Source organism: Elioraea tepidiphila DSM 17972 (genome assembly GCF_000378465.1).
GTDB classification, from domain to species: Bacteria; Pseudomonadota; Alphaproteobacteria; order Acetobacterales; family Acetobacteraceae; genus Elioraea; species Elioraea tepidiphila.
Genome location: NZ_KB899912.1, coordinates 43052 through 68537, shown reverse-complemented (window position 1 = coordinate 68537; position 25486 = coordinate 43052). Strand labels below are relative to the sequence as shown.

The window sequence follows — 25486 nt, the reverse complement described above, 5'->3', positions numbered from 1 at the left end:
CTCTGGCAAGCGCCCGTAGCTCAACTGGACAGAGCACCAGACTACGGATCTGGGGGTTGGGAGTTCGAATCTTCCCGGGCGCGCCAGTTTCTGTTCGCGGCCAGCCGTCCGGCCGGCCTGACGGGCTCCAGGGCACGGCGGCTGCCGAGGTCCGGCTCCCGAGCCTGCCGCACCCTGCCGCATAGAGAACGCACCGGCAGATTCGATCACCGTCTCGCGTCCGCCGGCTCCGGCGGGTGCGTCATCGTCACCTTCCGTCCGGCCGCCCAGAGCGGATTTCCCGTGGATGTGACCGTCCGCAGTCGGTGATGGAGCTGCGGCATGCGCGTGCGCCTGAGGCGTCGGGTGCGCTGCCGGTGATGTTGCGGAGGTCGTCGGCGGCGGGATGGGCGGCGGCGCGGAGCGGTTCCTCTGCGGGAACGCGCGGGGAGCGACCGTGCGTGTCGTGCGCCGCCCGCGAGGGGCCCGGGCCGCTGCCGATCAGACGAAGGGGCCTGGCCGGGTGACGATGCGGGTCTGCAACGAGGCTACAGCGCGCCGCCCTTGCGCCCCGCCATCGCGCCGAGCCTGAGCCGCAGCGCGTTCAGCTTGATGAAGCCCTTCGCGTCCACCTGGTCATAGGCGCCCTGGTCGTCCTCGAAGGTGACGTATTTCATCGAGTAGAGGCTGTGCGGGCTCTCGCGGCCCGAGACCATCACGTTGCCCTTGTAGAGCTTCAGCTTCACCCGGCCCGTGACGTGCGCCTGGCTCGCGTCGATCGCGGCCTGGAGCATCCGCCGCTCGGGCGCGAACCAGAACCCGTAATAGATCAGCTCGGCATAGCGCGGCATGAGCTGGTCCTTGAGATGCGCGACCTCGCGATCGAGCGTGATGCTCTCGATCGCGCGGTGCGCGGCGAGCAGGATCGTTCCGCCCGGGGTCTCGTAGACGCCGCGCGACTTCATGCCGACGAAACGGTTCTCCACCAGATCGAGCCGGCCGATGCCGTTCTCCTTGCCAAGGGCGTTCAGCCGCGTCAGCAGCATGGCCGGCGAGAGCTTCTCGCCGTTCAGCGCCACGGCGTCGCCCTGCTCGAAGTCGATCGCGATCTCGGTCACGCGGTCGGGGGCGGCCATCGGACTGATCGTGCGCTGATAGACGATCTCGTCCGCCTCCACCCCCGGCTCCTCGAGGATCTTCCCCTCGGAGGAGGAGTGCAGCAGGTTCGCGTCCACGCTGAACGGCGCCTCGCCGCGCTTGTCCTTGGCGATCGGGATCTGGTGCTTCTCGGCGAAGTCGAGCAGCGCCGTGCGCGAGGTGAGCTCCCACTCGCGCCAGGGCGCGATCACGGTGACGTCGGGCTTGAGCGCATAATACGAGAGCTCGAAGCGCACCTGGTCGTTGCCCTTGCCGGTCGCGCCGTGCGCCACCGCATCCGCGCCGGTCATCTCGGCGATCTCGATCTGGCGCTTGGCGATCAGCGGCCGCGCGATCGAGGTGCCGAGCAGGTACTGGCCCTCGTAGAGCGCATTGGCGCGGAACATGGGGAAGACGAAGTCGCGTACGAACTCCTCGCGGAGATCGTCGATGAAGATGTTCTCGTCCTTGATGCCGAGCAGGCGTGCCTTGTCGCGCGCAGGCCCCAGCTCCTCGCCCTGGCCGAGATCGGCGGTGAAGGTGACGACCTCGCAGCCATAGGTCGTCTGCAGCCACTTCAGGATGACCGAGGTGTCGAGCCCGCCCGAATAGGCGAGCACGACCTTCTTGACGCTCTTCTGCATGGGAAACCTGTTGAAAGCCCGGAAAACGGTGCCGTACAATGGCAGCGACCCGCCCTGAGGACAAGGTGACCGCGCGTGCCGCACCGCTTTCTCGCAGCCCTGCTCTGGCTCTGGCCGGTGCTGGCCGCTGGTCAGCCGGCGCCGATCGCCGACCCCGCCGGTCCGCCCGGGGCCAACGCCGAGACGCGCGCCGTATGGGCCCGCTTCATCGGCTACAACACGCACCGGGCCTTCGCGCTGGGCCCGAACGGCGAGGGCGGCGCGGCCTGGGGCCACCGGGACGTGGAGCAGGCCAAGGCGACCGCCCTTGCCAACTGCGCCCGCCGCGCGGGCACCGCCTGCCGGCTCTATGCGGTCGATCTCGCGATCGTCGATCCGGCGCGCGCCTGGCAGCCAGCGATCGCGCCGCCGGCAAGCCTCGGCATCGGCGGCTTCAGCTGGGCGATCGTGCCGGATGCGCGCTACCTCTGGCACGGCACGGGGGCTGCCGGGGCGATCGTGTTCGGCCATGGGCGCGGCGCCAACAACGCCGACTACCGCGGCGCACAACCGCAGGTCTGGGTCCGGCACTTCAACCTCGTGGGCTACGACGTGTTCCGCTTCGACCGCCATCCCAACAGCGACGAGGCCGAGGTCGCGGCCGGCTGGCTGCGCGACGGGCTCGCCCGGCTGCGCGCGCAGGGCTACCGGCGGATCGTCGTCGCCGGCCAGTCGCGGGGCGGCTGGAACGCCTTGCAGATGCTCGACACGCCCGGGCTCGCCGACGTGGTGATCGCGGTCGCGGCGGCCGCGCACGGCCAGGGCGGCAGCATGAACCTGAACGCGCAGGTCGATCAGTTGCGCACCCTGGTCGGGCGGGCGAATGCGCCGGCGGCACGCGTCGCCTTCGTGCAGTTCGCGCTCGACCCCTTCGTCGCGGACGCGGACGGGCGCGCCGCCCTGATGCGCGACCGGCTGGCGCCGCGCGTCGGCGCGCTGCTGCTGATCGACCGGCCGGAGGGGTTCTCGGGCCATGGCGCCGGCCAGCAATGGCAGTTCGCCGACCGCTTCGGCGCCTGCCTGGTCGCCTTCGCGACCGCTGCCGACCCGCCGCGCGCGTGTTGATACCCGGCTGCCGAAGACTTCACCTTGGGCAGCCGGGTATCGCGCGTGGGGCTGGTGGGGCGGCCACGCGCGAACGAAACCCGTCCGGCCCGCCGAGGGTGAACCCTCGGCAGGCCGGCAAGGGTCAGCCGGACGCCGCTCCGGCCTCGCCGTAGGTTTCGGGCTCGAGCCGCGCCCAGAGCGCGCCCTTGATGCCGGCGACGAAGGCGCGGTGCGCGGCGCGTTCCGCCTCGCTGGCCACGATCGGGCGCGGCGTGCGGGCGAGCGGGGCCGCGGTGGCAGCGGCCGCGCGGCGCGCGACGCGGGCGGCGGGGCCGAGGATCAGGCCGGGCTGACGGCCGCCCAGCAGTTCGAGATAGACCTCCGCGAGCAGCTGGCAGTCGAGCAGCGCGTTGTGGCTGGTGCGCATCGAGTTGTCGATGCCGAAGCGACGGCAGAGGGCGTCGAGATTGGCCGGCAGGCCGGGGTGGCGCTTGCGCGCGAGCGCGACCGTGTCGATCGCGCGCGCGGGGTCGAGCGGCGGCAGGTCGAGCCGGGCGAGCTCGGCATTGATGAAGCCGAGATCGAACGGCGCGTTGTGCGCGACGATCGGATCCTCGCCGAGAAAGGAGAGCAGTTCCTCGACGATCTCGCCGAACGCGGGCTTGCCGAGCAGGCTCGCGCGCGTGATGCCGTGGATGCGCTCCGCCTCCGGGTCGATGTCGCGGCCGGGATCGACCAGACGATGCAGCACGCGGCCCGTGGGCACGTGGTTCTTCAGCTCGAGGCAGCAGATCTCGATGATGCGGTGCCCGAGGCTCGTCTCCAGCCCGGTCGTTTCGGTGTCGAGCAGCACCTCGCGGTCGCTCATCGTGGCGTCTCCCTCAGCCGCGCGACCAGGCGGCGGATCGCGCGCTGGGCGTGGTGGCGCGACAGCCCGGTGCGGATCACGGTGTGCGCGCGCCGGCGCTTCTCGGCATCGGGCATCTGGCGCGCGCGGATGGCGGCGAGGCGCGCCTCGGTCATGCCGGGCCGCGACAGCACGCGCGTGCGTTGCGTCGCGGCCGGTGCGCTGACGACGACGACGTGGTCCACCCGGCGATCGCCGCCGGTCTCGAACAGCAGCGGGATGTCGAGCACGGCGATCGGGCGATGGGCGCGGCGGCAGCGGGCGAGAAAGCGGCGTTCCTGCTTGCGGACCAAGGGGTGGATGGCGGCTTCGAGCCGCGCGAGGAACGCGGGGTCGGAGAGCGCGCGCCGGCGCAGCGCCTCGCGCGAGACCGCGCCGTCGATGACCGCCTCGGGCGCGAGCGCGGCGATCGCCCGCACGCCCTCGCCCCCTCGCGCGTAGAGGCGGTGCACGGCGGCGTCGGCGTCGTGCACGGGAATGCCGAGCCGGCGGAACGCCCGCGCGGCGGTGGATTTGCCCATGCCGATGCCGCCCGTGAGCCCGATCACGATCATGCCGCCTCGGCGGTCTCCGGCACGTCTCCGGCGACGAAGCGGGCGAGCTCGTCATCCACCTCGGGATCGACGCCGAACCAGGCGCGGAAGCCCGGGCGTGCCTGGTGCAGCAGCATGGGCAGGCCGCCGACGGTGCTGAGCCCGCGCGCGGCGGCGGCGGCGAGCAGGCCGGTGATGCGCGGCACGTAGACGATGTCGGCGACGACCGCGTCATCGGGCAGGCGTTCGAGCGGCAGGTCGGGCGAGGGCGTGCCCTTCATGCCGAGCGAGGTGGTGTTGATCAGCAGGCGCGTGGCGGGGAGCAGCGCCGGCGCCTCGTCCCAGCCGGCGGCCTGCACAGGTCCGCCGAGCGCGGCGCGGAGCGCCTCGGCGCGCTCGCGCGTGCGGTTGACGAAGGTGAGGCGCGGGCAGCCGGCATCGAGCAGGGCGGCGGCGATGGCGCGGGCCGAGCCGCCGGCGCCGAGCACGGTGACGGGCGTTGCGGCGATGTCGATCGTCGGCGCGGCCTGGCGCAGCCCCGCGAGGAAGCCCCAGCCATCGGTGTTCGAGCCGGTGATCGCGCCATCGGCACGAAACACCAGCGTATTGACCGCGCCGGCGCGATGCGCGGTCGCGTCGACCGTGTCGCAGACGGCGAAGGCCGCTTCCTTGTGCGGGAGGGTGACGTTGGCGCCCTGGAAGCCGAGGTCGCGCAGGGCGCGCACGGCCGCGGCGAAGCGCTCGGGCCGCACGGGCAGCGGCAGGTAGGCGCCGTCGATGCGGTGGCGTTCGAGCCAGAACCCGTGCAGGCGCGGCGAGCGCGAGTGCGCGACCGGCCAGCCCAGCACGCCGGCCAAGCGCGATGTCCCTGAGAGAATCATGCCCCGAGCATAGCCCAGCGGCCGGTCTTCGGTAGTGGAGGGGGGGGGCGGGGGGACGGCCGTCGTCCCCCCGCTCTTCCCGGGCATTCGCTGTCGGGCAGGGGGTTGCGGTGCCGGCCCGCCCGTGCCTAGGCTGATGCATCAGGCGTGTCGAAACGCTGCCACAACGGAGGGGACGGCGCGGTGAAAGTCGGCCAGGCGATCGCCGAGATCATGAAGCGCGAGGGGATCGAGATCCTCTGCGGCTATCCCGTCAATCACCTGATCGAGTTCGCCGCCGCGATCGACATCCGCCCGATCATGGTGCGCCAGGAGCGCATCGGCCTGCACATGGCGGACGCGATGTCGCGGCTCTCCTCGGGCCGCAAGCTCGGGGCGTTCTGCATGCAGCACGGCCCGGGGGCCGAGAACGCCTATGGCGGTGTGGCGCAGTGCTTCGGCGAGTCCGTGCCGGTGCTGGTGCTGCCGATGGGCTATCAGCGCCGTCTCGCGCAGCTCGAGCCGAACTTCAACTCGACCCAGGCGATGCGCTCGGTGACCAAGTCGGCCGAGGCGATCTGGCTGCCGGCCGAGACGCCGAACGTCCTGCGCCGCGCCTTCACGCGCCTGCGCAACGGCCGCGGCGGCCCCTGCCTGGTCGAGATCCCGGCCGACATCTTCAACGAGGAGGTGCCGGAGCCGCTCGACTACACGCCGGTGGTGTCCACCCGCTACGGCCCCGACCCGGCGGATGTCGAGCGCGCGGCGACGATGCTGGCGGAGGCGAAGCGGCCGGTGATCTACGCCGGCACGGGGGTGCACTGGGCGCGCGCCTGGCCGCAGCTGCGGGCGCTCGCCGAGCTGCTGGCGGCGCCGGTGACGACCAGCCTCGGCGGCAAGAGCGCCTTCCCCGAGACGCATCCGCTCTCGGCCGGCGCGGGCGGGGTCGCCACGCCGGCGACGATGCCGCATGTGCTGAAGTCCGCCGACGTGATCCTCGGCGTGGGATGCAGCTTCACGGAATCGAGTTTCGCGGTGCCGATGCCGAAGGGCAGGCGGATCATCCATGCGACACTCGATCCGAACCACCTGAACAAGGACGTGCCGATCGAGCTCGGCCTGATCGGCGATGCGGCGCTGACGCTGGAGGCGCTGATCGCGGCGCTGAAGGACAGGATCCGGGAGGCGCGCGACAGCGCGGCCATCGCCGCCGAACTCGCTTCGGTGCGCGCGCCGTGGCTGGAGAAGTGGTCGGCGAAGCTGAACAGCGACGCGGTGCCGCTCTCGCCCTACCGGGTCATCCGCGACCTGATGCGCACGGTCGATGTCGGCAACACCATCATCACGCACGACGCCGGCAGCCCGCGCGATCAGCTCTCGCCGTTCTGGGTCGCGACCGAGCCGCTCTCGTATCTCGGCTGGGGCAAGACGACGCAGCTCGGCTATGGCCTCGGGCTGGCCATGGGGGCGAAGCTCGCCCAGCCGGAGAAGCTCTGCATCAATGTCTGGGGCGATGCGGCGATCGGTTTCACGGGGATGGATTTCGAGACGGCGGTCCGCGAGCGAATCCCGATCCTGTCGATCCTGCTGAACAACTTCTCGATGGCGATCGAGCTCAAGATCATGCAGGTCTCGACCGAGAAGTACCGTTCCACCGATATTTCCGGGGACTATGCGGCCATGGCGCGGGCCTTCGGCGGCTACGGCGAGCGGGTCGAGCGGCCGGAGGACATCGTGCCGGCGATCCGGCGCGGGATCGAGCAGACCCGGAGCGGGACGCCGGCGCTCCTGGAGTTCATCACGGCGAAGGAGACGGAAGTCTCGCGTCCGGGCTAGCAAACATGCATGATGCGGCTGTCGCACACTGAAGGCCGAAGGCCACGCGGCGCGTCAAGGGAGGACGGATGGCGGCGGTCGATATCCGGAATGTGAGGAAGTCCTTCGGGTCGACCGAGGTGCTGCACGGCGTGTCGGTCGATATCGCCGACGGCGAGTTCGTCGTGCTGGTCGGCCCCTCGGGCTGCGGCAAGTCCACCCTGCTGCGCATGCTGGCGGGTCTGGAGAACATCACCTCGGGCGAGATCGTGATCGGGGGGCGGGTGGTGAACAACGTCCCGCCCAAGGACCGGGACATCGCCATGGTGTTCCAGAACTACGCACTCTACCCGCACATGACCGTTTTCGACAACATGGCGTTCTCTCTGAAGCTCGCCGGTGCGCCGAAGGCGGTGATGCAGGAGGAGGTGGGGCGCGCGGCCCGCATCCTCGGCCTCGAACAGCTGCTGCACCGCTACCCGCGGCAGCTCTCGGGCGGGCAGCGCCAGCGCGTGGCGATGGGCCGGGCGATCGTGCGCAACCCGCAGGTGTTCCTGTTCGACGAGCCGCTCTCCAACCTCGACGCCAAGCTGCGCGTGGCGATGCGCGCCGAGATCAAGGAGCTGCACCAGCGCCTGACCGTCACCACCGTCTACGTGACGCACGACCAGATCGAGGCCATGACGATGGCCGACAAGATCGTGGTGATGAACCACGGCAATGTCGAACAGGCGGGCCGGCCGCTCGAACTCTACGACCGCCCGGCGAACCTGTTCGTCGCCGGCTTCATCGGCAGCCCGGCGATGAACATGATCGAGGGGCGGATCGAGGAGGGCGCCTTCCATGCCGCCGACGGCACGCGCTGGCCCCTGCCGAGCAACGGTGCGGCGCGGCATCGCGGCGAGGCGATCTACGGCATCCGGCCCGAGCATCTCCGGCTCGACCCGAACGGCATCCGCGCGACGGTGCAGGTGGTCGAGCCGACCGGGTCGGAAACCCAGGTGATCCTGCGCGCCGGCAATGCGCACATGATCGGTGCGTTCCGCGAACGCATCGCCGCGCGGCCCGGCGAGGTGCTGCCGGTCTCGCCCGACCCCGCGCTGATTCACCTGTTCGACCGGCAATCCGGCCGGCGAATCGACTGAAGAGCCGAGCGAACGGCCTCAGACAACACTGCGAAGAGGGAGAATGTCCGATGGCCTATCTGATTACCCGACGTGACGGCTTGAAGCTCACGGCCGCGTCTGCGGCGACCCTCGCCCTCGTCGAGGAGGCGCGCGCCCAGCAGATCCCGACCCAGCCCGCCGAGCCGCCGCGCCTGCCGATCGAGAGCGGGGCGTCGTTGCGCGTGATCCGCCCGGCGCGCTTCGTCGAGCCGGACGAGACGTTCTTCCGCGCCAACGCCGAGAAGTTCAGCCGGCAGTTCAATGTGCCCGTGCGCGTGGACTTCGTCGGCTGGGAGGACATCCGGCCGCAGACGGCGGTGCTCGCGAACACCGGCACCGGCCCGGATGTGGTGATCGGCTGGTCGGACGATCCGCACATCTACGCCGACCGGCTGCTCGACATGTCGGATGTCGCCGAGTATCTCGGCAAGAAATACGGCGGCTGGCAGTTCCTCGCCGAGAAGTACGGCAAGCGGCACGGCACCAACAACTGGATCGGCATCCCGCTCGGCGGCTCGACCGGCCCGATCGTGTACCGGATCTCGGCGGTCAAGGAGGCGGGGTTCGACAAGATCCCGGACAGTCACGAGGACTTCCTCAGGCTGTGCCAGCGGCTGAAGGAGATCGGCAAGCCCGCCGGATTCGCGCTCGGCAACGCGGTGGGAGACGGCAACGGGACGGCGAACTGGCTCACCTGGTCGCACAACTCCTTCCTGACCGACGAGCAGGGGCGGGTCGCGATCAACCAGCCGGCGACGATCCAGGCGCTCGAATACCTCCAGAAGCTCTACCCGACCTTCGTCCCCGGCACGCTCTCCTGGCTCGACCCGACCAACAACCGCGCCTACGCGGCGCAGGAGTGCTGGCTGACGCCGAACGGCGTGTCGCTCTACTTCGCGCTGAAGAACGATCCGAACACGCGCCACATCGCCGAGGACAGCGACCACGCCAACATGCCGCGCGGCCTGGCCCCCGATGCGCCGCAGACGGCGACCATCATCAATGCGATGGTGTTCCGCAGCGCGCGGTTCCCGAACGCGGCCAAGGCCTTCATCCAGTTCATGATGGAAGCAGAACAGTACAACCCGTGGCTGACCGCCTGCCTCGGCTACTGGTCGCACCCGCTGAAGGCGTACGACAACAGCGCGGTGTGGGACAGCGACCCGAAGATCGCGGTGTACCGGCGCGGCCTCGATTACCGCTACTGGTCCGGCTACAAGGGGCCGATCACGGCAGCCACCGGCACGGCGGCGTCCGAGTACGTGCTGGTGCAGATGTACGCCTCGGTCGCCGGCGGCCAGGCCACGCCGCAGCAGGCCGTCGCGGAAGCCGAGCGCCGCGCGCGGCGCATCTTCCGCTGAGTCCCCGGCGGTGCCGCCGGCCGCGAACCGGCCGGCGGCACCGCTGACGCCGCGAGGGCACCATGGACGCCACGACATCGGCGATCGTCTGGACGAAGCAGCGGCCCCAGCCCTCGTGGCTGGTGCGGCTCTTCGACTGGAAGCCGTTCCTGATCTTCGCCTGCATGCTGCCGGCGATCGGACTGCTGATGGTGTTCCTCACCTATCCCCTCGGCCTGGGGATCTGGCTTGCCTTCACGGACGCCACGATCGGTCGTGATGGGAAGTGGATCGGGCTCGAGAACTTCATCTGGCTCGCCGAGGATCCGATCTTCTGGTCCTCGGTGTTCTACAGCGTGTTCTACACGGCGGTGGCGACGGTCGGGAAATTTGGCCTCGGGCTCTGGCTCGCGCTGCTGCTGAACAACCACATCCCGTTCAAGAGCCTGCTGCGCGCGATCGTGCTGCTGCCCTGGATCGTGCCGACGGTGCTCTCGGCGATCGCGTTCTGGTGGATCTACGACGCGCAGTTCTCGGTGATCTCGTGGTTCGTGGTCGATGTGCTGGGCTTGCGCGACCGCTACTTCGACTTCCTGGGCTCCGCCTGGCCCGCGCGCTGGTCGCTGATCGCGGCGAACATCTGGCGCGGCATCCCGTTCGTGGCGATCACGCTGCTCGCCGGCTTGCAGACGATCTCGCCCTCGCTCTACGAGGCCGCCCTGCTCGACGGATCGACCGGCTGGCAGCGCTTCCGCTACATCACCTTCCCGCTCCTGCTGCCGATTCTCGCGATCGTCATGACCTTCTCGATCATCTTCACCTTCACCGACTTCCAGCTGGTCTACGCGATCACCCGCGGCGGGCCGGTGAACTCGACGCATCTGATGGCGACACTCGCGTTCCAGCGCGGCATCCCCGGTGGGCAGCTCGCCGAGGGTGCGGCGATCGCGGTGGCGATGATCCCGTTCCTCGTGTTCGCGACCCTGTTCAGCTATTTCGCGCTCGCGCGGCGCAAGTGGCAGCAGGGCGAGAGCAACGACTGAGCCGGGCGGAGGAGACGAACGATGAGCGACGCCGCCGCAGCCGCCGCCCCGGCCCGCAAGGAATCCGCGACCGTCACGCCGGAGCTGATGTCGTGGGACACGCGCACGCGACGCGTGGTGACGATCTACGTCCCGCTCGCCTGCTTCGTGTTCATCCTGCTGTTCCCGTTCTATTGGATGACCATCACGGCGTTCAAGCCGAACCACGAGCTCTACAATCTGCGCGACTACAATCCGCTCTGGATCAGCTCGCCGACGCTCGACCACATCAACCATCTGCTGTTCAACACCGCCTATCCGTCGTGGCTGATGACGACGATGGGGATCGCGATCGGCTCGACCTTCCTGTCGCTGTTCGCGGCCACGCTCGCCGCCTATGCGATCCAGCGCCTGCGCTTCAAGGGCAGCCAGTATGTGGGCCTCGCGATCTATCTCGCCTATCTGGTGCCGCCCTCGATCCTGTTCATTCCGCTGGCGCTGATGGTGTTCAAGCTCGGGCTGTTCGACAGCCCGTTCGCGCTGATCCTCACCTACCCGACCTTCCTGATCCCGTTCTGCACCTGGCTGCTGATCGGCTACTTCAAGTCGATCCCCTACGAACTCGAGGAGTGCGCGCTGATCGATGGCGCGACACGGCTGCAGATCCTGACCAAGATCACGCTGCCGCTCGCCACCCCGGGGCTGATCAGCGCGGGCATCTTCTCCTTCACGCTCTCCTGGAACGAGTTCATCTACGCGCTCGCCTTCATCAGCTCGTCGGAGAAGAAGACCGTTCCCGTGGCGATCCTGACCGAGCTCGTCACCGGCGACGTCTACCAGTGGGGCGCGCTGATGGCGGGCTCCCTGCTCGGCTCGCTGCCGGTCGCGATCTTCTACTCCTTCTTCGTCGACTACTACGTCTCCTCGCTCACGGGGGCGGTGAAGGAATAGCCGGATGCGCATCGACCGTGTCGAGACGCTGCGCGCGGACGCGGCGTGGCGCAGCTTCTCGTTCCTGAAGATCACCACCGCCTGCGGCATCACCGGCTGGAGCGAGTACAACGAGGACTTCGGCAGCCGCGGCCTCTCGCCGGTGATCGAGGCGCTCGCGCCGCTGATCATCGGCATGGACCCCCGCGCCTCCGAGGCGATCGTCGCGAAGCTGCACGTCGCCACGCGCCAGGCGAGGGGCGGCATCAACCAGCAGGCGATCGCGGCGATCGAGAACGCGCTGCTCGACATTCGCGGCAAGGAGGCCGGCAAGCCGGTCCACGCGCTGTTCGGCGGACCGATCCGCGAGCGCATCCCGGTCTACTGGTCGCATTTCGGCACCTACCGTGTGGCGCAGCGCGGCAAGGGCTTCCTGCCGGACCTGCGCAGCTACGACGATCTCGCAGCACACGCCGCCGAGGTGAAGGCGCAAGGGTTCCGCTGCCTGAAGACCAACCTGTTCCGTTACCGCGACGGTGCCCTCCGGTACTTCAACCAGGGCTTCGGCCGCACACCCGGCTGGCCGGAGCTGAACTGGGACGAGGCGCTGCTCGCCGATCTCCGCCGCCAGTTGGGCGCCATCCGCGACGCGGTCGGCCCGGAGTTCGGCGTCATGCTCGACGTGAATTTCCACTTCAAGACCGAGGGGTTCCTGCGCATCGCCGAGACGGCGGCGGAGTTCGACCTGCGCTGGCTTGAGATCGACACGCATGATCCGGCCGCACTCGCGCTGATCCGCGGCCGCGCGCCCTGTCCGATCGCGAGCTGCGAGACCCTGCACGGGCGGCGCGATTTCCGCCCCTATCTCGAAACCTACGGCATGGACGTCGCGATCATCGACGTGCCGTGGAACGGGCTCGCCGAGAGCCTGAAGATCGCGGCGATGGCCGACGCCTACGAGGTGAACTGCGCGCCGCACAACTTCTACGGCCATCTCTGCTCGTTCCACTCCGCGCACTTCTCGGCCGCCGTGCCGAACTTCCGCATCATGGAGATCGATCTCGACTCATGCCCCTGGCGCGACGAGTTCGTCACGGCTATTCCCGTGATCGAGAACGGCGAGCTCGTGCTGCCGACCGCGCCGGGCTGGGGCGCGGACATCAACGAGGCCGCCGTGCGCGCCCGCCCGCCCAGGACCTGACGTTCGTTCCACCCAGGAGACCGACCTTGGCCAAGTACACGATCCTCACCCCCGCCGGAGCCTCGTTCACCACCGCGGGCGGCGGTTACGACTACGAGATGGAGGCGCTCGAGGGCATGGACGCCGAGATCGTCGAATGCCCTGCCACCGAGGAGGGGTTCATCGCCGCCGCGCCGAAGGCGGACGCCGTGTATGCCAAGGGCATGAAGTTCACCAAGCCGATGATCGATGCGCTCTCCAAGTGCAAGGCGATCGTGCTCGGCACGGTGGGTGTCGATTACGTCGATGTCGCCGCCGCGACCGCCAAGGGCATCCCGGTGACCAACTGTCCCGACACCTTCATCGAGGAGGTGGCGGATCACGCCATGATGCTGCTGCTCGCCACGCACCGCCGCTGCATCGAGCAGGACCGCATGGTGCGCGAAGGGCGCTGGATGGAGGGACGGCCGCAGCTGCTCCAGGTGCCGCGTCTGATGGGGCTCACGCTCGGCTTCATCTCGTTCGGCCGGGTCGCGCGCATGGTGGCCAAGCGCGCCCGCCCCTTCGGCCTGCACATGCTCGCCTACGACCCGTTCGTGCAGGAACTCGTGATGTCGGACTACGGCGTGCAACCGGCGACGCTCTCGGAGGTGCTGCAGCAGTCCGACTTCGTCTCGATGCACGCGCCCGACACGGCGCTGACCCGCCGGATGCTCACCGACAAGCACTTCCGGCAGATGAAGAAGACGGCGATCTTCATCAACACCGGCCGCGGCCCGACCGTGGACGAGGCCGCGCTGATCCGCGCGCTGGAGAGCAAGACCATCGCCGGGGCGGGGCTCGACGTGTTCGAGATCGAGCCGCCCAAGCCCGACAACCCGCTGCTCAAGATGCCGCATGTGATCCTCTCGCCGCACAACGCCTCGGCCTCCGCGCGCTTCGATCCGGCGCGCAAGCGCCGGGTGGGCCAGGAACTGGCGCTGGTGCTGTCGGGGCGCTGGCCGATGTCCTGCGTGAACCCGACCGTGCTGCCGGGCAGCGGGCTTCGCCGCTGGCAGCCCTACGCGATGGACCGCGGCCCGAACAGCTGACGGCCGGGGAGCCGGCGTCGGGTCCTTCCGCGCCCTGGCGGCCCTTCCGGCAAGCGCGCCTCGTCACCATCTCATGGGGCGTAGAGGTTCGGCCTCGGGGATCGCCGAGCGATGCTGGACGCCGTGATTCCAGCGCTGGAGCGCGACGGGCTCGCGCTCGTCGTCATCGCCTCGACCGACCGGCGGGTGATCGACGCCAACGCCGTGCTCGCGCGCGTATCCGGTTTCGCCGAGGCCATGCTGCGCGAACGCGGACTGGCGCTGCTCGCCTGTCCGGACAGCGATCCCGCGACGCTGGCGCGGCTCGACGCCGCCATCGCCGCCGGCTCGGAACTCCGCGACGAGATCTGCTGGGCACGTGCCGACGGCACGCGGTTCTGGTTCGGCTTCACGGTGATCCCGCTCGGCGCGATCGCCGGCGGCGGCCCGGCCGTGCTGTTCATGGGGCGCGACATCACCGAACGCCGCCGGCGCGACCGCGAGGACGCGACCATCCAGGCGGTGCTGACCGAGGTGTTCCGCAACCTCGACGTCGCCGCGGCCGTGATCATGCCGAATGACTGCATCCTGGTCGCCAACCCCGCCTACGCGGCGCTCACCGGCTATGCGATGGGCGAGCTCCCGGGCCTGTCGGTCGATCGGCTGACCGCGCCGGCGAGCCTGGAGGAGGCGCGTTCGCGCCGCGCCGAGCAGCGCCGCACCGGCGGGCGCTACCGGATGCCCCTGCTGCTTCGCCGCAAGGACGGCTCGGTGATCCCGGTGCTGATCCACGCGGTCGCGGTCGAGCATGAGGGCACGCGGTTCCGCGTCGTCACGCTGCACGCCGAGCACGGGCATGACGCGGCATCGCCGGAGCGGCGCCTCGTCGTGGGCCAGGTCGCGCTGATCCGGCTCGACCCGCTGCGCGCGGCCTATGGCGAGCGCTGGGCCCAGGTCGAGAGCCGGCTGATGATGCTCGCCGAATCCGTGATCAAACGCCGCCTGGAGCCGGGCGACGTCTATGCGCGCACCGACTCCGGCGGCTTCGCGATCTGGTTCGCGCGCGGCACCGAGCTCGACAACGCCGACCGGATCGCGGCGATCACGCGCGAGATCCGCATCCGCCTGGTCGGCGAATACGGCGGCGAGCATGCGCCCGGCGTCACCGGCCATGCCGCGGCCGTGCCGGCCGACGGGATCGACGTCCCGCCGGATCGCGCGACCCTCGTTTCCACCCTCATGGAACGGCTGGCCGCCCGCCAGGCCGAACTGCGCGCGCAGGTGCTGGCGGAGCTGGAGCAGGCGCTGGCGGCGCCGCGCGTGGTGCCGGAGCGCCTGATCAGCGCCGGCGGGGGCGGGACGGCGCTCGTCTGGATGACGCTCGCGCCGGAGCTCCGCCGGCGCATCGAGGCGGCGCACGCGCTGGCCGGCGAGACGACCGCCGGGCTGCCCGACCACGACATCGTCCTGCTGGGTGCCGCGGCTGAGCAGGCCCTGTCCGCGCTGGCCGCCGGGGATCGCACGCCGGCCGCGCTGCCCGTGGCATACGAGACGTTCGCCGCGGCTGCGCGCCGGCGCGGCGTGTTGGCGGCCTGTCGCGGCCTGCCCGCGCCTGCACGCGAGATCCTGACGCCCGTGCTGGATGGCATCCCGTCCGGCACCAACCCGGTGCGGCTGATGGAGATCGGGCAGGAGCTTGCGCCGCTGTTCAGTTCGGTCGGGCTGATGGCGGAGGGTGCCGCGCTCCCCGACCTGCCGCCCGGGCTCGGCCCGTTCACGCTGATCGTGTTCGAGGGGGCGGCCTTGCGGGCGTTGCCCGAGGCGCGGCTCGGCCGACTGTTCGGCGAGGCGCGGATGCGCCGGCTGCGCGTGGCGGTGCGCCAGGCGGGGCCGCAGGCGCAGCGCCTGGCCCGGCTCGGCGCCCAGTTCCTCGGCGTCGCTGCCTGACCCGGCGGCCCGGACGCACTATCTTGAGGCCATGATCCGGAAGCTTACGCTCCCCTTCGCCGTCCTGCTGGCGGCCGCCTGCGCCGATGCGCCGGCGATGCGGGCGGCGCCCGTCCCGGCGAACGACCCGCCCCCTGCGGCGGTGATCGAGCTCGCCCAGGCCCAGCCCGTGCCGGCCACGCGGGCCGAACTCGCGGCCACCTTCGCCCCCGTGGTGCGCCTGGCCGCGCCGGCCGTGGTCAATGTCCTGACCCGACGCACGGTGCGCACCCAGCCGCCGATGCTGGCCGATCCGTTCTTCCGCCGCTTCTTCGGCCTCGACCCCGACGGCCCCTTCGCGCCGCAGGAGCGGGTGCAGACCAGCCTCGGCTCGGGCGTGATCGTCGATCCCTCCGGCGTGATCGTGACCAACAACCACGTGATCGGCGAGGCCGACGAGATCACCGTCGTGCTGGCCGATCGGCGCGAGTTCGCCGCGCGCATCCTCGGCCGCGATCCGCGCACCGACCTCGCCGTGCTGCGCATCGATCCGGGCCGGGAACGGCTGCCCGCGCTCGCCTTCCGCGACAGCGACGAGGTGGAGGTCGGCGACGTGGTGCTGGCGATCGGCAATCCCTTCGGTGTCGGCCAGACGGTGACGCAGGGCATCGTCTCGGCGCTCGCGCGCACCGGGGTCGGCATCACCGACTTCCGCTTCTTCATCCAGACCGACGCGGCGATCAATCCGGGCAATTCCGGCGGCGCGCTGGTCACCACCGACGGGCGGCTGATCGGCATCAACACCGCGATCTTCACGCGCGGCGGCGGGTCGATCGGCATCGGCTTCGCGATCCCGTCCAACATGGTGCGCGCGGTGGTCGCCGGGTTCACCGGCGCCGGCCTCGCCCGGCCCTGGCTCGGCGTGCGGGTCGACACCGTCACCGCCGAGATGGCGGGCGCGCTCGGGCTGTCCCGCCCGACCGGGGCGATCGTCGCCCAGGTGGCGCCGAACAGTCCGGCCGCGCGGGCGGGGCTGCGGCGCGGCGACGTGATCACCGCGCTCGACGGCCGGCCGGTCGAGGATGCCGAGGCCCTGCGCTACCGGATGGCGACCCAGCCGGCGCGCGGCGCGACCCGGCTGACGGTGCTGCGCGGCGGGCGCGAGATGGTGCTGTCGCTGCCGCTCGAGCCGCCGCCCGAGGACCCGCCGCGCCAGGCCACGACGGTGCGCGGCAACCACGCGCTCGCCGGCGCCGAGATCGGCAACCTTTCGCCCGCGCTCGCCGACGAGCTCGGCCTCGACCTGCTGGAGACGGGCGTCGCGGTGATCGACGTGCGCGAGGGCTCGCCCGCCGCGCGCGTCGGCCTCCGGCCCGGCGACATCATCTTGCGCATCGCCGGCCGCGACGTCCGCAGCGTGCGCGACGTGCTCGCGGTGATGGAGGCGCGCCGGCCGGGACCGTTCCGGATGGCGATCCGCCGCGAGGGCCGCGTGATGGAGGCCACGCTTGCCGGCTGAGGCCGACCTGTTCGGCCTCGACGCAGCCGCTCGACCGGTGCCTGACGATCCGGCGCGGCCGCTCGCGGACCGGCTTCGGCCGCAGACCCTGGAGGAGGTGGTCGGGCAGGACCATCTCACCGGCCCCGAGGGCGCGATCACGCGCATGCTGGCGCAGGGCAGCCTCTCCTCGATCGTGCTCTGGGGCCCGCCCGGCACCGGCAAGACCACGATCGCGCGGCTGCTCGCCGCGCGCGCGGGGCTCGCCTTCGTCGCCCTCTCGGCGGTGTTCTCCGGCGTCGCCGATCTCAAGCGCGCCTTCGAGGAGGCGCGCAAGCGCCGCGCGGCCGGGCAGCGCACGCTGCTGTTCGTCGACGAGATCCACCGCTTCAACCGCGCCCAGCAGGACGGGTTCCTGCCGGTGGTCGAGGACGGCACGGTGGTGCTGGTGGGTGCGACCACCGAGAACCCCTCCTTCGAGCTGAACGGCGCGCTCTTGTCGCGCTGCCGCGTGCTGGTGCTGAAGCGGCTGGACGAGCCAGCCTTGGAGGCGCTGCTCGCGCGCGCCGAGCGCCTTGCGGGTCGTTCCCTGCCCGTCACGGCCGAGGCGCGCGCGGTGCTCTGCGCCATGGCCGACGGCGACGGGCGCTACCTGCTCAACCTCGCCGAGCAATTGCTCGCGCTGCCGGCCGAGACCGAACCGCTCGGCCCGGACGGGCTCGCGCGCGTGCTGGAGCGCCGCGCCGCGCTCTACGACAAGGACCGCGAGGAGCACTACAACCTCATTTCGGCCCTGCACAAGTCGATGCGCGGCTCCGACCCCGACGCGGCGCTCTACTGGCTCGCGCGCATGATCGTCGGCGGCGAGGACCCGCGCTACATCGCCCGGCGCGTGCTGCGCTTCGCCTCCGAGGATGTCGGGCTCGCCGACCCGACCGCGATCCACGCCGCACTCGCGGCCTGGGAGACCTATGAACGGCTCGGCAGCCCGGAGGGCGAGCTCGCGATCGCGCAGGCCGTGCTGCATCTCGCGAGCGCGCCGAAGTCGAACGCGGCCTATGTCGCCTGGGGGGCCGCGCAGCGGTCCGCGCGCGAGACCGGCTCGCTGATGCCGCCCAAGCACATCCTCAACGCACCGACCCGGATGATGCAGGAGCTCGGCTACGCCCGCGGCTACGCCTACGACCACGACACCGAGGAGGGGTTCTCGGGCCAGGACTACTTCCCCGAGGAGATGGCGCGGCAGCGCTTCTACCGCCCGACCACGCGCGGCCGCGAGGCGGCGATCGCCGAGCGGCTGGCGGAGTGGGACCGGCTCAGGCAGAAGCGCCGCCCATGAGCGCCGTCGAGACCCGCACCGTCGCCGAGGACGAGGCCGAGATCCGGCTCGACCGCTGGTTCCGCCGCCACTTCCCTGGCCTCCCCCACGGCGCGCTCGCCAAGCTGCTGCGCACCGGGCAGGTGCGCGTCGATGGCAAGCGCGCCGAGACCGGCACGCGCCTCGTCCCTGGCCAGTCCGTGCGCGTTCCGCCGCTCGGCGACCTCGACGCGCCGCGGCCGAAGCGCGCGCTCGCGGTCGATCCGCACGATGCCAAGGAGCTCGAGCGCCTCGTGCTCTATCGCGACGCCAGCGTGATCGTGCTCGACAAGCCGTTCGGCCTGCCGGTGCAGGGGGGCCCTGGGATCGTGAAGAGCCTGGATGCCATGCTCGATGCGCTCCGCTTCGGCGCGGAGGAGCGGCCGCGGCTCGTGCACCGGCTCGACCGCGACACCACCGGCGTGCTGCTGCTCGCGCGCACGGCTGGCGCCGCAAGCCGGCTTGCGGCCGCGTTCCGCTCGCGCGACGCGGAGAAGACCTACTGGGCGGTCACGGTCGGCGTGCCGACGCCGCGCGAGGGCCGGATCGATGCGCCGCTCGCCAAGCGGCCGGGCCAGCGCGGCGAGCGCGTCGTGCTGGCGGGCCGCGACGAGGACGATGCCGCGCGCGCGATCACCGATTACCGCACGCTGGATGCGGCCGGGCGCCGTGCGGCCTGGCTGGAACTCGCGCCGCTCACGGGGCGGACGCACCAGCTCCGCGTGCACTGCGTCGGCATCGGCTGCCCGATCCTGGGGGATGCCAAATACGGCGGCCCGGGCGCGATGCTCGAAGGCTTCCCGGAGCAGCTCCATTTGCACGCGCGCGGGATCGCGATCCCGCACCCCGAGGGCGGGGTGCTGCGCGCCGAGGCCCCATTGCCGCCGCACATGCGCGCGACCTTCGCCGCGCTGGGCTTCGCGGCACCTCGGCCGATCAAACCCGCGCGTGCCGGCGCCCGGCGCGGGTGACGGCCGCGCTACTGTCGGGCCCGGACAGGAAGGAGGAAGTTCCATGCGCATCCTGCGCTACACGCTGATCGGGCTCGGCGTGGTGCTGCTGCTGGCGGTGGCGGCAGTGGCGATCTTCCTCGCCACCTTCGATCCCGAATCCTACAAGCCGCGCATCCAGGAGGCGGCGAAGCAGGCGACGGGGCGCGATCTTGTGCTGGCCGGACCGATCCGGCTGCGACCCTCGCTCCGGCCGACGCTCCAGGTGGAGCGCGTCGCCTTCGCCAACGCCTCCTGGGGCAGCCGGCCGGAGATGGCGAAGCTCGCCTCGATGGAAGTGGCGCTGTCGGTGCTGCCGTTGATCCGCGGCGAGATCGCGGTCGATCGGATCGTGCTGGTCGAACCCGACATCCTGCTCGAAACCGACGCCCAGGGCCGGGCCAACTGGGACCTGCGGCCCGCGCCGGGCGCGCCGCCGGAGCCGCCCCCCGCGTCCGGCCAGCCGCCGGCCGAGCGCCGCGCACCGCCGCAGGTCGCGGTCGGCGAACTGCGCATCGAGCGCGGCACGGTGGCGTTCCGCGACGGCCGCACCGGCGAGACGATCACGCTCGCGATCCCGCGCCTGGAGGCGGCGGTCCCGGCCGGGCAGCCGATGCGGCTCGATCTCGAGGCCGCGCTCGACGGCACGGCGTTCACGGTGGCCGGCACGGCCGGGCCGCTCGCCCGGCTGCTCGACCCGGCGGCGCGGACCCCGTTCCCGGTGGACCTGACGGTTGCGCTCGCGGGCGCCCGGGTCGGGCTCAAGGGAACGATCACCGAGCCGACGGCCGGAAAGGGCTATGACATGACGGTCGAGGCGACCGTGCCCGACCTCGCCCGGCTTGCCGCCCTGGTTCCCGGCGCGCCGCCGGTGCCCCCGCTGCGCGGCATAGAGGTCTCGGTCGCGGCGCGCGATTCCGGCGCACCGATCCCGGAGCTGCGCGCGATCCGCCTCGCGCTCGCCGAGAGCGACCTCTCCGCCCTGGTGCCCGGCGTGACCGTGCGGCGCATCGAGATCGCCGCGCCCGATGTCGACGCGCCGATCCGGCTCGCCGGCGAGGCGCTGGTGAACCAGACACCCGCCCGCGTCGAGGGCACGCTCGGCCCGCTCGCCGCACTGATGCCGGGCGCCGCCGCGCGCGCCTCCTGGCCGATCGACGTGACGCTCGCCGCGGCCGGCGCGCAGGCCGCGATCAAGGGGCAGGTGGTGAACCCGGCCTCGCCGGCGCCGACCGCGGATGTCGCGCTGGATGTGCGGGTGCCCGATCTCGCCGCGCTGTCGCGGCTCGCCGGCACGGCGCTGCCGCCGCTGAAGGAGATCGCCGTCTCCGGCCGCGTGCGGGGACCGGGCGACCGCGGGCAGGTCACGCTCGCCGACATGGCGCTGAAGGCCGCCGGGTCGGATCTCGGCGGCACGGTGACGGTCACGCCCGCGCCGCGGATGCGCGTCGAGGCGCGGCTGCAAGGCCAGCTCGTGGATGCCGACGCGCTGATGGCCGCCCTCGGCGGCGAGCCGGCACCGGCCGCGGCGCCGGCAGCCTCGACCGCCCCCGCCGCCCGCCCGGCGCAGGCCCGGCAACGGCTGATTCCGGACGATCCGCTGCCGCTCGATGCGCTGCGCGAGGCGGATGCCTCGGTGCGGCTCCAGCTCGCCACGCTGCGCCTCGGCGGGGCGGAGTACCGCGAGATCGCCGGCACGCTGGCGCTCGACCGCGGCAACCTGCGGCTCGATCCGCTGAACGCGACCGTGCCGGGCGGGGCGGTGACGCTGCGCCTGACGCTGGATGCCTCGCGGCCCGAGCCGCCGGTGCACATCCAGCTCTCCGCGCCGTCGATGGAACTGCGGCAACTGCTCGCGACCTATGGCGGCGGCTACCGGGTCGGCGGGCGGGTCGAGCTCGATGCCGATCTGCGCGGCACCGGCTCCACACCGCACCGGATCGCCTCGACGCTCGATGGCCATCTCGGCCTCGCCGGCGCCAATCTCGACATCGACAACCGGCTGATCGACCTGATCGCCGGCGAGCTCTGGCGCGCGCTCGTGCCGGGCGCGCCGCGCGACGGCGTGTCGAATGTGCGCTGCCTCGCCATCCGGTTCGACTCCGCGGCCGGTGTCGCGACCGCGCGCGCGTTCCTGTTCGACAGCAACCTCGCCAAGGTGGCCGGCTCGGGCACCATGAATCTCGGCCCCGAGACTCTGGCGCTGCGCATGCTGCCGACGCTGAAGATCGCGGGCGGCGGGATCGCCGTGCCGGTGAACGTGCGCGGCACCTTCCTCAACCCCTCGATCCGGCCCGACGCGGCGGGTGCCGTGGGCGCGCTCGGCCAGATGGGGGCCGGCGCGGCGGCCGGGGCGCAGGCGGGCGCGGTTGCCGGCCCGCTCGGCGCGATCGTCGGCGGGGTGGTCGGCGCGGCGCGCGGCGGGGCCGCCACCGACGACTGCCCGGCCCAGCTCGCGATCGCGCGCGGCGGGCGGCAGGGCGCGACGCCCGCCGCCGAGACCGCCCCGGCGCAGCAGGAGCAGCCGCAGCAGGCGCCGGCCCAGCCGCCGCAGCAGCAACCGCAACAGCAGCGCCCCGCGAGCCCGTTGCAGCAGATCCTGCCGCGGCTCGGGCGATGAAGCGGTTCTGGGACCGCGCCGAGCCGGCTCCGCGCGAGGGCGGCTGGGGGGTGGCGCTGGACGGCCGGCCGATGCGCCTGCCCTCGGGCGCGGCCCTGGTCGTGCCGAGCCGCACCCTCGCCGCGGCGATCGCCGAGGAGTGGCAGGAGGCCGGGGGCGCGAAGGGCGCCGAGGTGACGCTCGCCGCGCTGAAGCTGACGCGCGTGATCGCCGCCGCGATCGACCGCATCGCGCCCGCGCCGGAGGCCACGGTTGATGCGCTGGCCGCCTACGGCGAGACCGACCTGCTCTGCTACCGCGCCGAGCATCCGCCGGAACTCGCCGCGCGCCAGGCCGAGCGCTGGCAGCCCTTGCTCGACTGGGCCGCGCTCGCGCTCGACGCGCCGCTCGTCGTCACCACCGGCGTCGTGCACGTGCCGCAGCCGCCCCAGGCCTGCGCGGCCCTGCGCGCGGCCCTTGCCCGCCGCGACCCGGTCTCGCTCGCCGCTCTCGGCGTCGCCGTGCCCGCGCTCGGCTCGCTGGTGCTGGGGCTGGCGCTGGCCGAGCGGCGGATCGGGCCGGACGAGGCGCACGCGCTCGCGACCCTCGACGAGGCGTTCCAGATCGAGCACTGGGGCGAGGATGCGGAGGCCGCCGCCCGGCGCGCCGCACTCGCCGAGGAGGTGCGCCTCGCCGCGCGCATCCTCGCGCTCGCCGAACCCGAGCGGGTCGCGTGAGGACCGTGCGTATCCTCGTCTCCGGGCGCGTGCAGGGGGTGGGGTTCCGCGCCTTCGCGCAGCGCCAGGCGGATCGGCTCGGCATCGACGGCTGGGTGCGCAACCTGCCCGATGGCCGGGTGGAGGCCCTGGCGGCCGGCGAGGAGGCCGCGCTCGCCGAGTTCATCGAGGCGCTGCGGCGCGGGCCCCTGATCGCGCGTGTGGCCGGGGTGGACGTCGTCGATGCGCCGGACGACCGACCGGCACCGGGGTTCGTCCAGCGCGGATAACGGCGCCGGCTTGCGACGGGGGCGGGATCGCGGGACAGTCGCGCCACCATCCGGGAGGGCCTGATCATGCGCGTCGTCATGCTGGCGGGTCTGCTCGCCATCGCGGCCCTGCCCGCCTTGGCCGAGCCGGCGGAGGTGAGCGCGTTCAAGCGCGAGGCGATGCAGGACTGCCGCAATGCCGGCGGCACGCCGTCGCTCCAGCCCGACTTCCAGACCATCGCCGACCTGAACGCGGATGGGGTCCCGGACTACATCCTCGACTACCAGCACCTCGAATGCGCGAATGCCTGGTCGTTCTTCTGCGGCTCGGCCGGCTGCCCGGTGGTGGTGTTCCTGTCGGCGGGCGCGGCGCACCGCGGGACGGCGCTCGGCCATGTGCAGGGCTGGAGCTTGGTCGAGGGGGCGCCGCCCGCGCTCGAACTCGCGCTGCACGGCGCGATGTGCGGCGGCGGCCGGGTCGGCGCCGACGGCTGCACTGTCCGCTATGCCTGGAACGGCCGCGAACTGGCCCGGCTCGGCGGCCCCGCGCGGCCGCAGCCGCAGCCGGCCCAGCCGGCGCCCCAGGCGGCGGCCCGCCCGCCCGCGCCGCCCTCGCCGAGCGACTGGTCGCTCCGGCCGGTGGCGGGTCGCCCGCCGGTCGCGACGGTCGCGGGGCCGGGGGTGATCCACTCGCTCTCGCTGCTCTGCTTCAACGGTGCGCCGGTGGTGGCGCTGGCGCTGCGCGGCCGGCCGACCGTGAGCCGTGGGACCGTCACCTTCCTGTTTCCCACGCTCGGCCGGATCGACCATCCGATCGGCCAGCAGCCGGGTGGCGGGCAGAATGTCTGGTACGCCGATCTCAGCCGCTCGCGCCTGCCGCAGCTGCTGGCGGGCCGCGACAGCCAGGCCACGGTGGCGATCAACGGCGTGTCGCAGGGCGCGATCTCGCTGCGCGGCTCGACCGCCTCGATCCGCTCCGCACTCCAGTCCTGTTACCGCTTCTGAGCCGGCTCATACCCGGCGCACGAAGGTGAAACCTTCGTGCGCCGGGTATGAGGTTTCTTTGGCGCGCAGCCGCCACACCAGCCCTGCGCGCGATCCCGGGCTGCCGAAGGTCAAACCTTTGGCAGCCCGGTATCAGACGGGGGCGAGACGCTCGGCGAGGCGGAAGGTCGGGCGCGACAGCCCGGCACTGACCGCCACCGCGACCAGCACCGCGCCGGCATGCCAGACCAGGACCATGATCGCCGCGTCCAGGTGATGGACCAGCGACAGCCCGACCGAGGCGAGCATGGCGACGGACAGCACGCCGGTGGCCGCCGTCGGCACCGGGCGGATCGGTCCCGCGTGGCGCAGCGCGAACAGCATCGCCCCACCCAGCGGGAGGCTGAGCCCCAGGATGAAGCCGAGGCAGGCCCAGGACGTGCCGAGGGCAAGCCCGTCCGGGCCGAGCCGGACGAAGTCCGCCACGCAGCCCCAGCCGAGGCTCGCCAGCCAGAGCGCGAACCCGGGCAGCGGCAGCAGCGCCCAGGCGCCGGACCGGTCGGGCAGCGCGAGATGGAATGCCGCGATCGCCGCGAGCGCGCCGGTCCCTGCCGCGGCGACGAGCTGCGCCACCTCCCAGGGCTCGGCGAGCCGGGCGGTCAGATCGGGCCGGAATCCGCTGAGGGCGACAACGGCGCCGATCGCGGCCACGGCGAATGCCAGCCATCCGACCGCCCGCACCAGCGGCCTGCGCAGCCGCCGGACGGGCGTCAGGTCGTCAACCAGCGAACCGACCAGCTCCTCCGTCCGCACGCCGTCAGCCCCTCTCATCGCCCACGATGCGCCGGCGCAGCGCCTGGATCGCCCGATGGGTGGCCACCTTCAGGGCCGTGACCGACTGCCCGGTGCGAGAGGAGGCCTCGGCGAGGCTGAGCTCCTCGAGTTTCAGCAACTCGATCGCCTGGCGCTGCCCCGGCGGCAGGTCCGCCACCGCGGCCCGGACATCGCGGGCCCGAAGCCGGCTCTCTCCTTCGTTCGCCGCCGGGCCCCGCAAGGTTTCGTGATGGAGATCGGTCAGTTCCTCCTCCCGGCCGGCCCGGCGCGCGACGGCACGGACCCGGTCGAGCGCCCGCCGCTCGGCGATCGCGGCGAGCCAGGGACGAATGGGGCGCGACGGATCGTAGGTCTGGCGGATCTGGTGGATGGTCAGCAGGGCGTCCTGCACCGCGTCCTCGACATCCGCCTCGCCGCGCAGCCGCCGCCGCGCCACGCCGCGGAGGAAGGGGACGATCTGGCGCAACAGCCGGTCATAGGCGCGCCGATCGCCGTCCTGGGCGGCGGCCATCAGCGCCGACCAGGTGCGGTCGCGGTCGCCAGGTGCAGTCGCCTGACCGGTCATCGGGACCCCCGCCGGGATCATGTCCCGAACGCACGCTACGCCTGCTCCCGCGCCGGCGTCGACCCATGGACGGGGTTGCC

22 protein-coding genes and 1 tRNA gene are annotated in these 25486 nt (G+C 72.2%); 17 read left to right on the top strand and 6 right to left on the bottom strand.

Translation table 11 applies throughout. The features are described 5' to 3' along the window. Positions 1–9 precede the first annotated feature (9 nt). Positions 10–86 (top strand) — tRNA-Arg (locus F563_RS0103280). 441 nt (positions 87–527) lie between these two features. Here F563_RS0103280 and F563_RS0103275 read toward each other — a convergent pair. Then, on the bottom strand, positions 528–1760 hold the full coding sequence (locus F563_RS0103275) for an argininosuccinate synthase (RefSeq protein WP_019013214.1): 1233 nt from the start codon (positions 1758–1760) through the stop codon (positions 528–530). A 75-nt stretch (positions 1761–1835) separates the two neighbouring features. On the opposite strand from F563_RS0103275, the gene F563_RS0103270 reads away from it, so the two are divergent. Beyond that, positions 1836–2864: a hypothetical protein gene (locus tag F563_RS0103270; RefSeq protein ID WP_019013213.1), complete on the top strand. Its 1029-nt coding sequence runs from the start codon at positions 1836–1838 to the stop codon at positions 2862–2864. Positions 2865–2988: 124 nt separating this feature from the next. On the opposite strand, the gene dnaQ is transcribed toward F563_RS0103270, so the two are convergent. The 3 genes from dnaQ to F563_RS0103255 are packed head-to-tail and all read right to left on the bottom strand — an operon-like array spanning position 2989 to position 5167. Beyond that, the gene (gene dnaQ / locus F563_RS0103265) at positions 2989–3714 is read right to left on the bottom strand and encodes a DNA polymerase III subunit epsilon (protein ID WP_019013212.1); all 726 of its coding nucleotides are present in this window, start codon (positions 3712–3714) and stop codon (positions 2989–2991) included. Continuing rightward, on the bottom strand, positions 3711–4307 hold the full coding sequence (coaE, locus tag F563_RS0103260; RefSeq protein ID WP_019013211.1) for a dephospho-CoA kinase: 597 nt from the start codon (positions 4305–4307) through the stop codon (positions 3711–3713). The genes dnaQ and coaE overlap by 4 nt, the downstream gene beginning before the upstream one ends. After that, positions 4304–5167, bottom strand: coding sequence for a shikimate dehydrogenase (locus F563_RS0103255; protein WP_026299288.1), 864 nt, complete (start codon positions 5165–5167; stop codon positions 4304–4306). Before F563_RS0103255 ends, coaE begins: the two co-directional genes overlap by 4 nt. Before the next feature lie 183 nt (positions 5168–5350). Between F563_RS0103255 and F563_RS0103250 the strand changes: the two genes are divergently transcribed. The 15 genes from F563_RS0103250 (at position 5351) to F563_RS23725 (ending at position 24028) form a co-directional block, all read left to right on the top strand. Continuing rightward, positions 5351–6982, top strand: a complete 1632-nt coding sequence (locus tag F563_RS0103250) for a thiamine pyrophosphate-requiring protein (protein WP_019013209.1) — start codon at positions 5351–5353, stop codon at positions 6980–6982. 68 nt (positions 6983–7050) lie between these two features. Continuing rightward, positions 7051–8106, top strand: coding sequence for an ABC transporter ATP-binding protein (locus F563_RS0103245; RefSeq protein ID WP_019013208.1), 1056 nt, complete (start codon positions 7051–7053; stop codon positions 8104–8106). A 50-nt stretch (positions 8107–8156) separates the two neighbouring features. Next, the gene (locus F563_RS0103240) at positions 8157–9488 is read left to right on the top strand and encodes an ABC transporter substrate-binding protein (RefSeq protein WP_019013207.1); all 1332 of its coding nucleotides are present in this window, start codon (positions 8157–8159) and stop codon (positions 9486–9488) included. 62 nt (positions 9489–9550) lie between these two features. Next, entirely contained in the window at positions 9551–10510 is a 960-nt protein-coding gene (locus tag F563_RS0103235; protein ID WP_019013206.1) for a carbohydrate ABC transporter permease, read from the top strand. Positions 10511–10531: 21 nt separating this feature from the next. Beyond that, positions 10532–11440: a carbohydrate ABC transporter permease gene (locus F563_RS0103230; protein ID WP_019013205.1), complete on the top strand. Its 909-nt coding sequence runs from the start codon at positions 10532–10534 to the stop codon at positions 11438–11440. Between the two features lie 4 nt (positions 11441–11444). Beyond that, positions 11445–12620, top strand: a complete 1176-nt coding sequence (locus tag F563_RS0103225; protein WP_019013204.1) for a mandelate racemase/muconate lactonizing enzyme family protein — start codon at positions 11445–11447, stop codon at positions 12618–12620. Between the two features lie 26 nt (positions 12621–12646). Next, positions 12647–13690 carry a C-terminal binding protein gene (locus tag F563_RS0103220; protein WP_019013203.1) on the top strand — a complete coding sequence of 348 codons (1044 nt, stop codon included), beginning with the start codon at positions 12647–12649 and terminating at the stop codon, positions 13688–13690. A 111-nt stretch (positions 13691–13801) separates the two neighbouring features. After that, the gene (locus F563_RS0103215) at positions 13802–15616 is read left to right on the top strand and encodes a PAS domain-containing protein (RefSeq protein ID WP_019013202.1); all 1815 of its coding nucleotides are present in this window, start codon (positions 13802–13804) and stop codon (positions 15614–15616) included. A gap of 31 nt (positions 15617–15647) precedes the next feature. After that, a complete protein-coding gene (locus F563_RS0103210; protein WP_019013201.1) occupies positions 15648–17114 on the top strand; it encodes a DegQ family serine endoprotease in 1467 nt (488 codons plus the stop codon). A gap of 7 nt (positions 17115–17121) precedes the next feature. After that, the gene (locus tag F563_RS0103205) at positions 17122–18432 is read left to right on the top strand and encodes a replication-associated recombination protein A (protein WP_035574588.1); all 1311 of its coding nucleotides are present in this window, start codon (positions 17122–17124) and stop codon (positions 18430–18432) included. Next, on the top strand, positions 18429–19421 hold the full coding sequence (locus tag F563_RS0103200; RefSeq protein WP_019013199.1) for an RluA family pseudouridine synthase: 993 nt from the start codon (positions 18429–18431) through the stop codon (positions 19419–19421). The genes F563_RS0103205 and F563_RS0103200 overlap by 4 nt, the downstream gene beginning before the upstream one ends. Positions 19422–19464: 43 nt before the next feature. Continuing rightward, entirely contained in the window at positions 19465–22059 is a 2595-nt protein-coding gene (locus F563_RS0103195) for an AsmA family protein (RefSeq protein ID WP_019013198.1), read from the top strand. Then, positions 22056–22775, top strand: a complete 720-nt coding sequence (locus F563_RS0103190; protein WP_019013197.1) for an ATP12 family chaperone protein — start codon at positions 22056–22058, stop codon at positions 22773–22775. The genes F563_RS0103195 and F563_RS0103190 overlap by 4 nt, the downstream gene beginning before the upstream one ends. Then, positions 22772–23044: an acylphosphatase gene (locus F563_RS0103185; RefSeq protein WP_019013196.1), complete on the top strand. Its 273-nt coding sequence runs from the start codon at positions 22772–22774 to the stop codon at positions 23042–23044. The genes F563_RS0103190 and F563_RS0103185 overlap by 4 nt, the downstream gene beginning before the upstream one ends. Before the next feature lie 66 nt (positions 23045–23110). After that, positions 23111–24028, top strand: a complete 918-nt coding sequence (locus F563_RS23725) for a hypothetical protein (RefSeq protein ID WP_019013195.1) — start codon at positions 23111–23113, stop codon at positions 24026–24028. Between the two features lie 132 nt (positions 24029–24160). On the opposite strand, the gene F563_RS0103175 is transcribed toward F563_RS23725, so the two are convergent. After that, complete coding sequence (locus tag F563_RS0103175; RefSeq protein ID WP_026299287.1) at positions 24161–24838, bottom strand: NrsF family protein; 678 nt, start codon at positions 24836–24838, stop codon at positions 24161–24163. After that, positions 24825–25406, bottom strand: coding sequence for a sigma-70 family RNA polymerase sigma factor (locus F563_RS0103170; RefSeq protein ID WP_162140560.1), 582 nt, complete (start codon positions 25404–25406; stop codon positions 24825–24827). The genes F563_RS0103175 and F563_RS0103170 overlap by 14 nt, the downstream gene beginning before the upstream one ends. Positions 25407–25486 lie beyond the last annotated feature (80 nt).

Coding starts and splice junctions, on each gene's coding strand:
- F563_RS0103275 (WP_019013214.1), bottom strand. CDS start 1,760: ATGCAGAAGAGCGTCAAGAAGGTCGTGCTCGCCTATTCGGGCGGGCTC.
- dnaQ (WP_019013212.1), bottom strand. CDS start 3,714: ATGAGCGACCGCGAGGTGCTGCTCGACACCGAAACGACCGGGCTGGAG.
- coaE (WP_019013211.1), bottom strand. CDS start 4,307: ATGATCGTGATCGGGCTCACGGGCGGCATCGGCATGGGCAAATCCACC.
- F563_RS0103255 (WP_026299288.1), bottom strand. CDS start 5,167: ATGATTCTCTCAGGGACATCGCGCTTGGCCGGCGTGCTGGGCTGGCCG.
- F563_RS0103245 (WP_019013208.1), top strand. CDS start 7,051: ATGGCGGCGGTCGATATCCGGAATGTGAGGAAGTCCTTCGGGTCGACC.
- F563_RS0103240 (WP_019013207.1), top strand. CDS start 8,157: ATGGCCTATCTGATTACCCGACGTGACGGCTTGAAGCTCACGGCCGCG.
- F563_RS0103235 (WP_019013206.1), top strand. CDS start 9,551: ATGGACGCCACGACATCGGCGATCGTCTGGACGAAGCAGCGGCCCCAG.
- F563_RS0103230 (WP_019013205.1), top strand. CDS start 10,532: ATGAGCGACGCCGCCGCAGCCGCCGCCCCGGCCCGCAAGGAATCCGCG.
- F563_RS0103225 (WP_019013204.1), top strand. CDS start 11,445: ATGCGCATCGACCGTGTCGAGACGCTGCGCGCGGACGCGGCGTGGCGC.
- F563_RS0103215 (WP_019013202.1), top strand. CDS start 13,802: ATGCTGGACGCCGTGATTCCAGCGCTGGAGCGCGACGGGCTCGCGCTC.
- F563_RS0103210 (WP_019013201.1), top strand. CDS start 15,648: ATGATCCGGAAGCTTACGCTCCCCTTCGCCGTCCTGCTGGCGGCCGCC.
- F563_RS0103200 (WP_019013199.1), top strand. CDS start 18,429: ATGAGCGCCGTCGAGACCCGCACCGTCGCCGAGGACGAGGCCGAGATC.
- F563_RS0103195 (WP_019013198.1), top strand. CDS start 19,465: ATGCGCATCCTGCGCTACACGCTGATCGGGCTCGGCGTGGTGCTGCTG.
- F563_RS0103190 (WP_019013197.1), top strand. CDS start 22,056: ATGAAGCGGTTCTGGGACCGCGCCGAGCCGGCTCCGCGCGAGGGCGGC.
- F563_RS23725 (WP_019013195.1), top strand. CDS start 23,111: ATGCGCGTCGTCATGCTGGCGGGTCTGCTCGCCATCGCGGCCCTGCCC.
- F563_RS0103175 (WP_026299287.1), bottom strand. CDS start 24,838: ATGAGAGGGGCTGACGGCGTGCGGACGGAGGAGCTGGTCGGTTCGCTG.
- F563_RS0103170 (WP_162140560.1), bottom strand. CDS start 25,406: ATGACCGGTCAGGCGACTGCACCTGGCGACCGCGACCGCACCTGGTCG.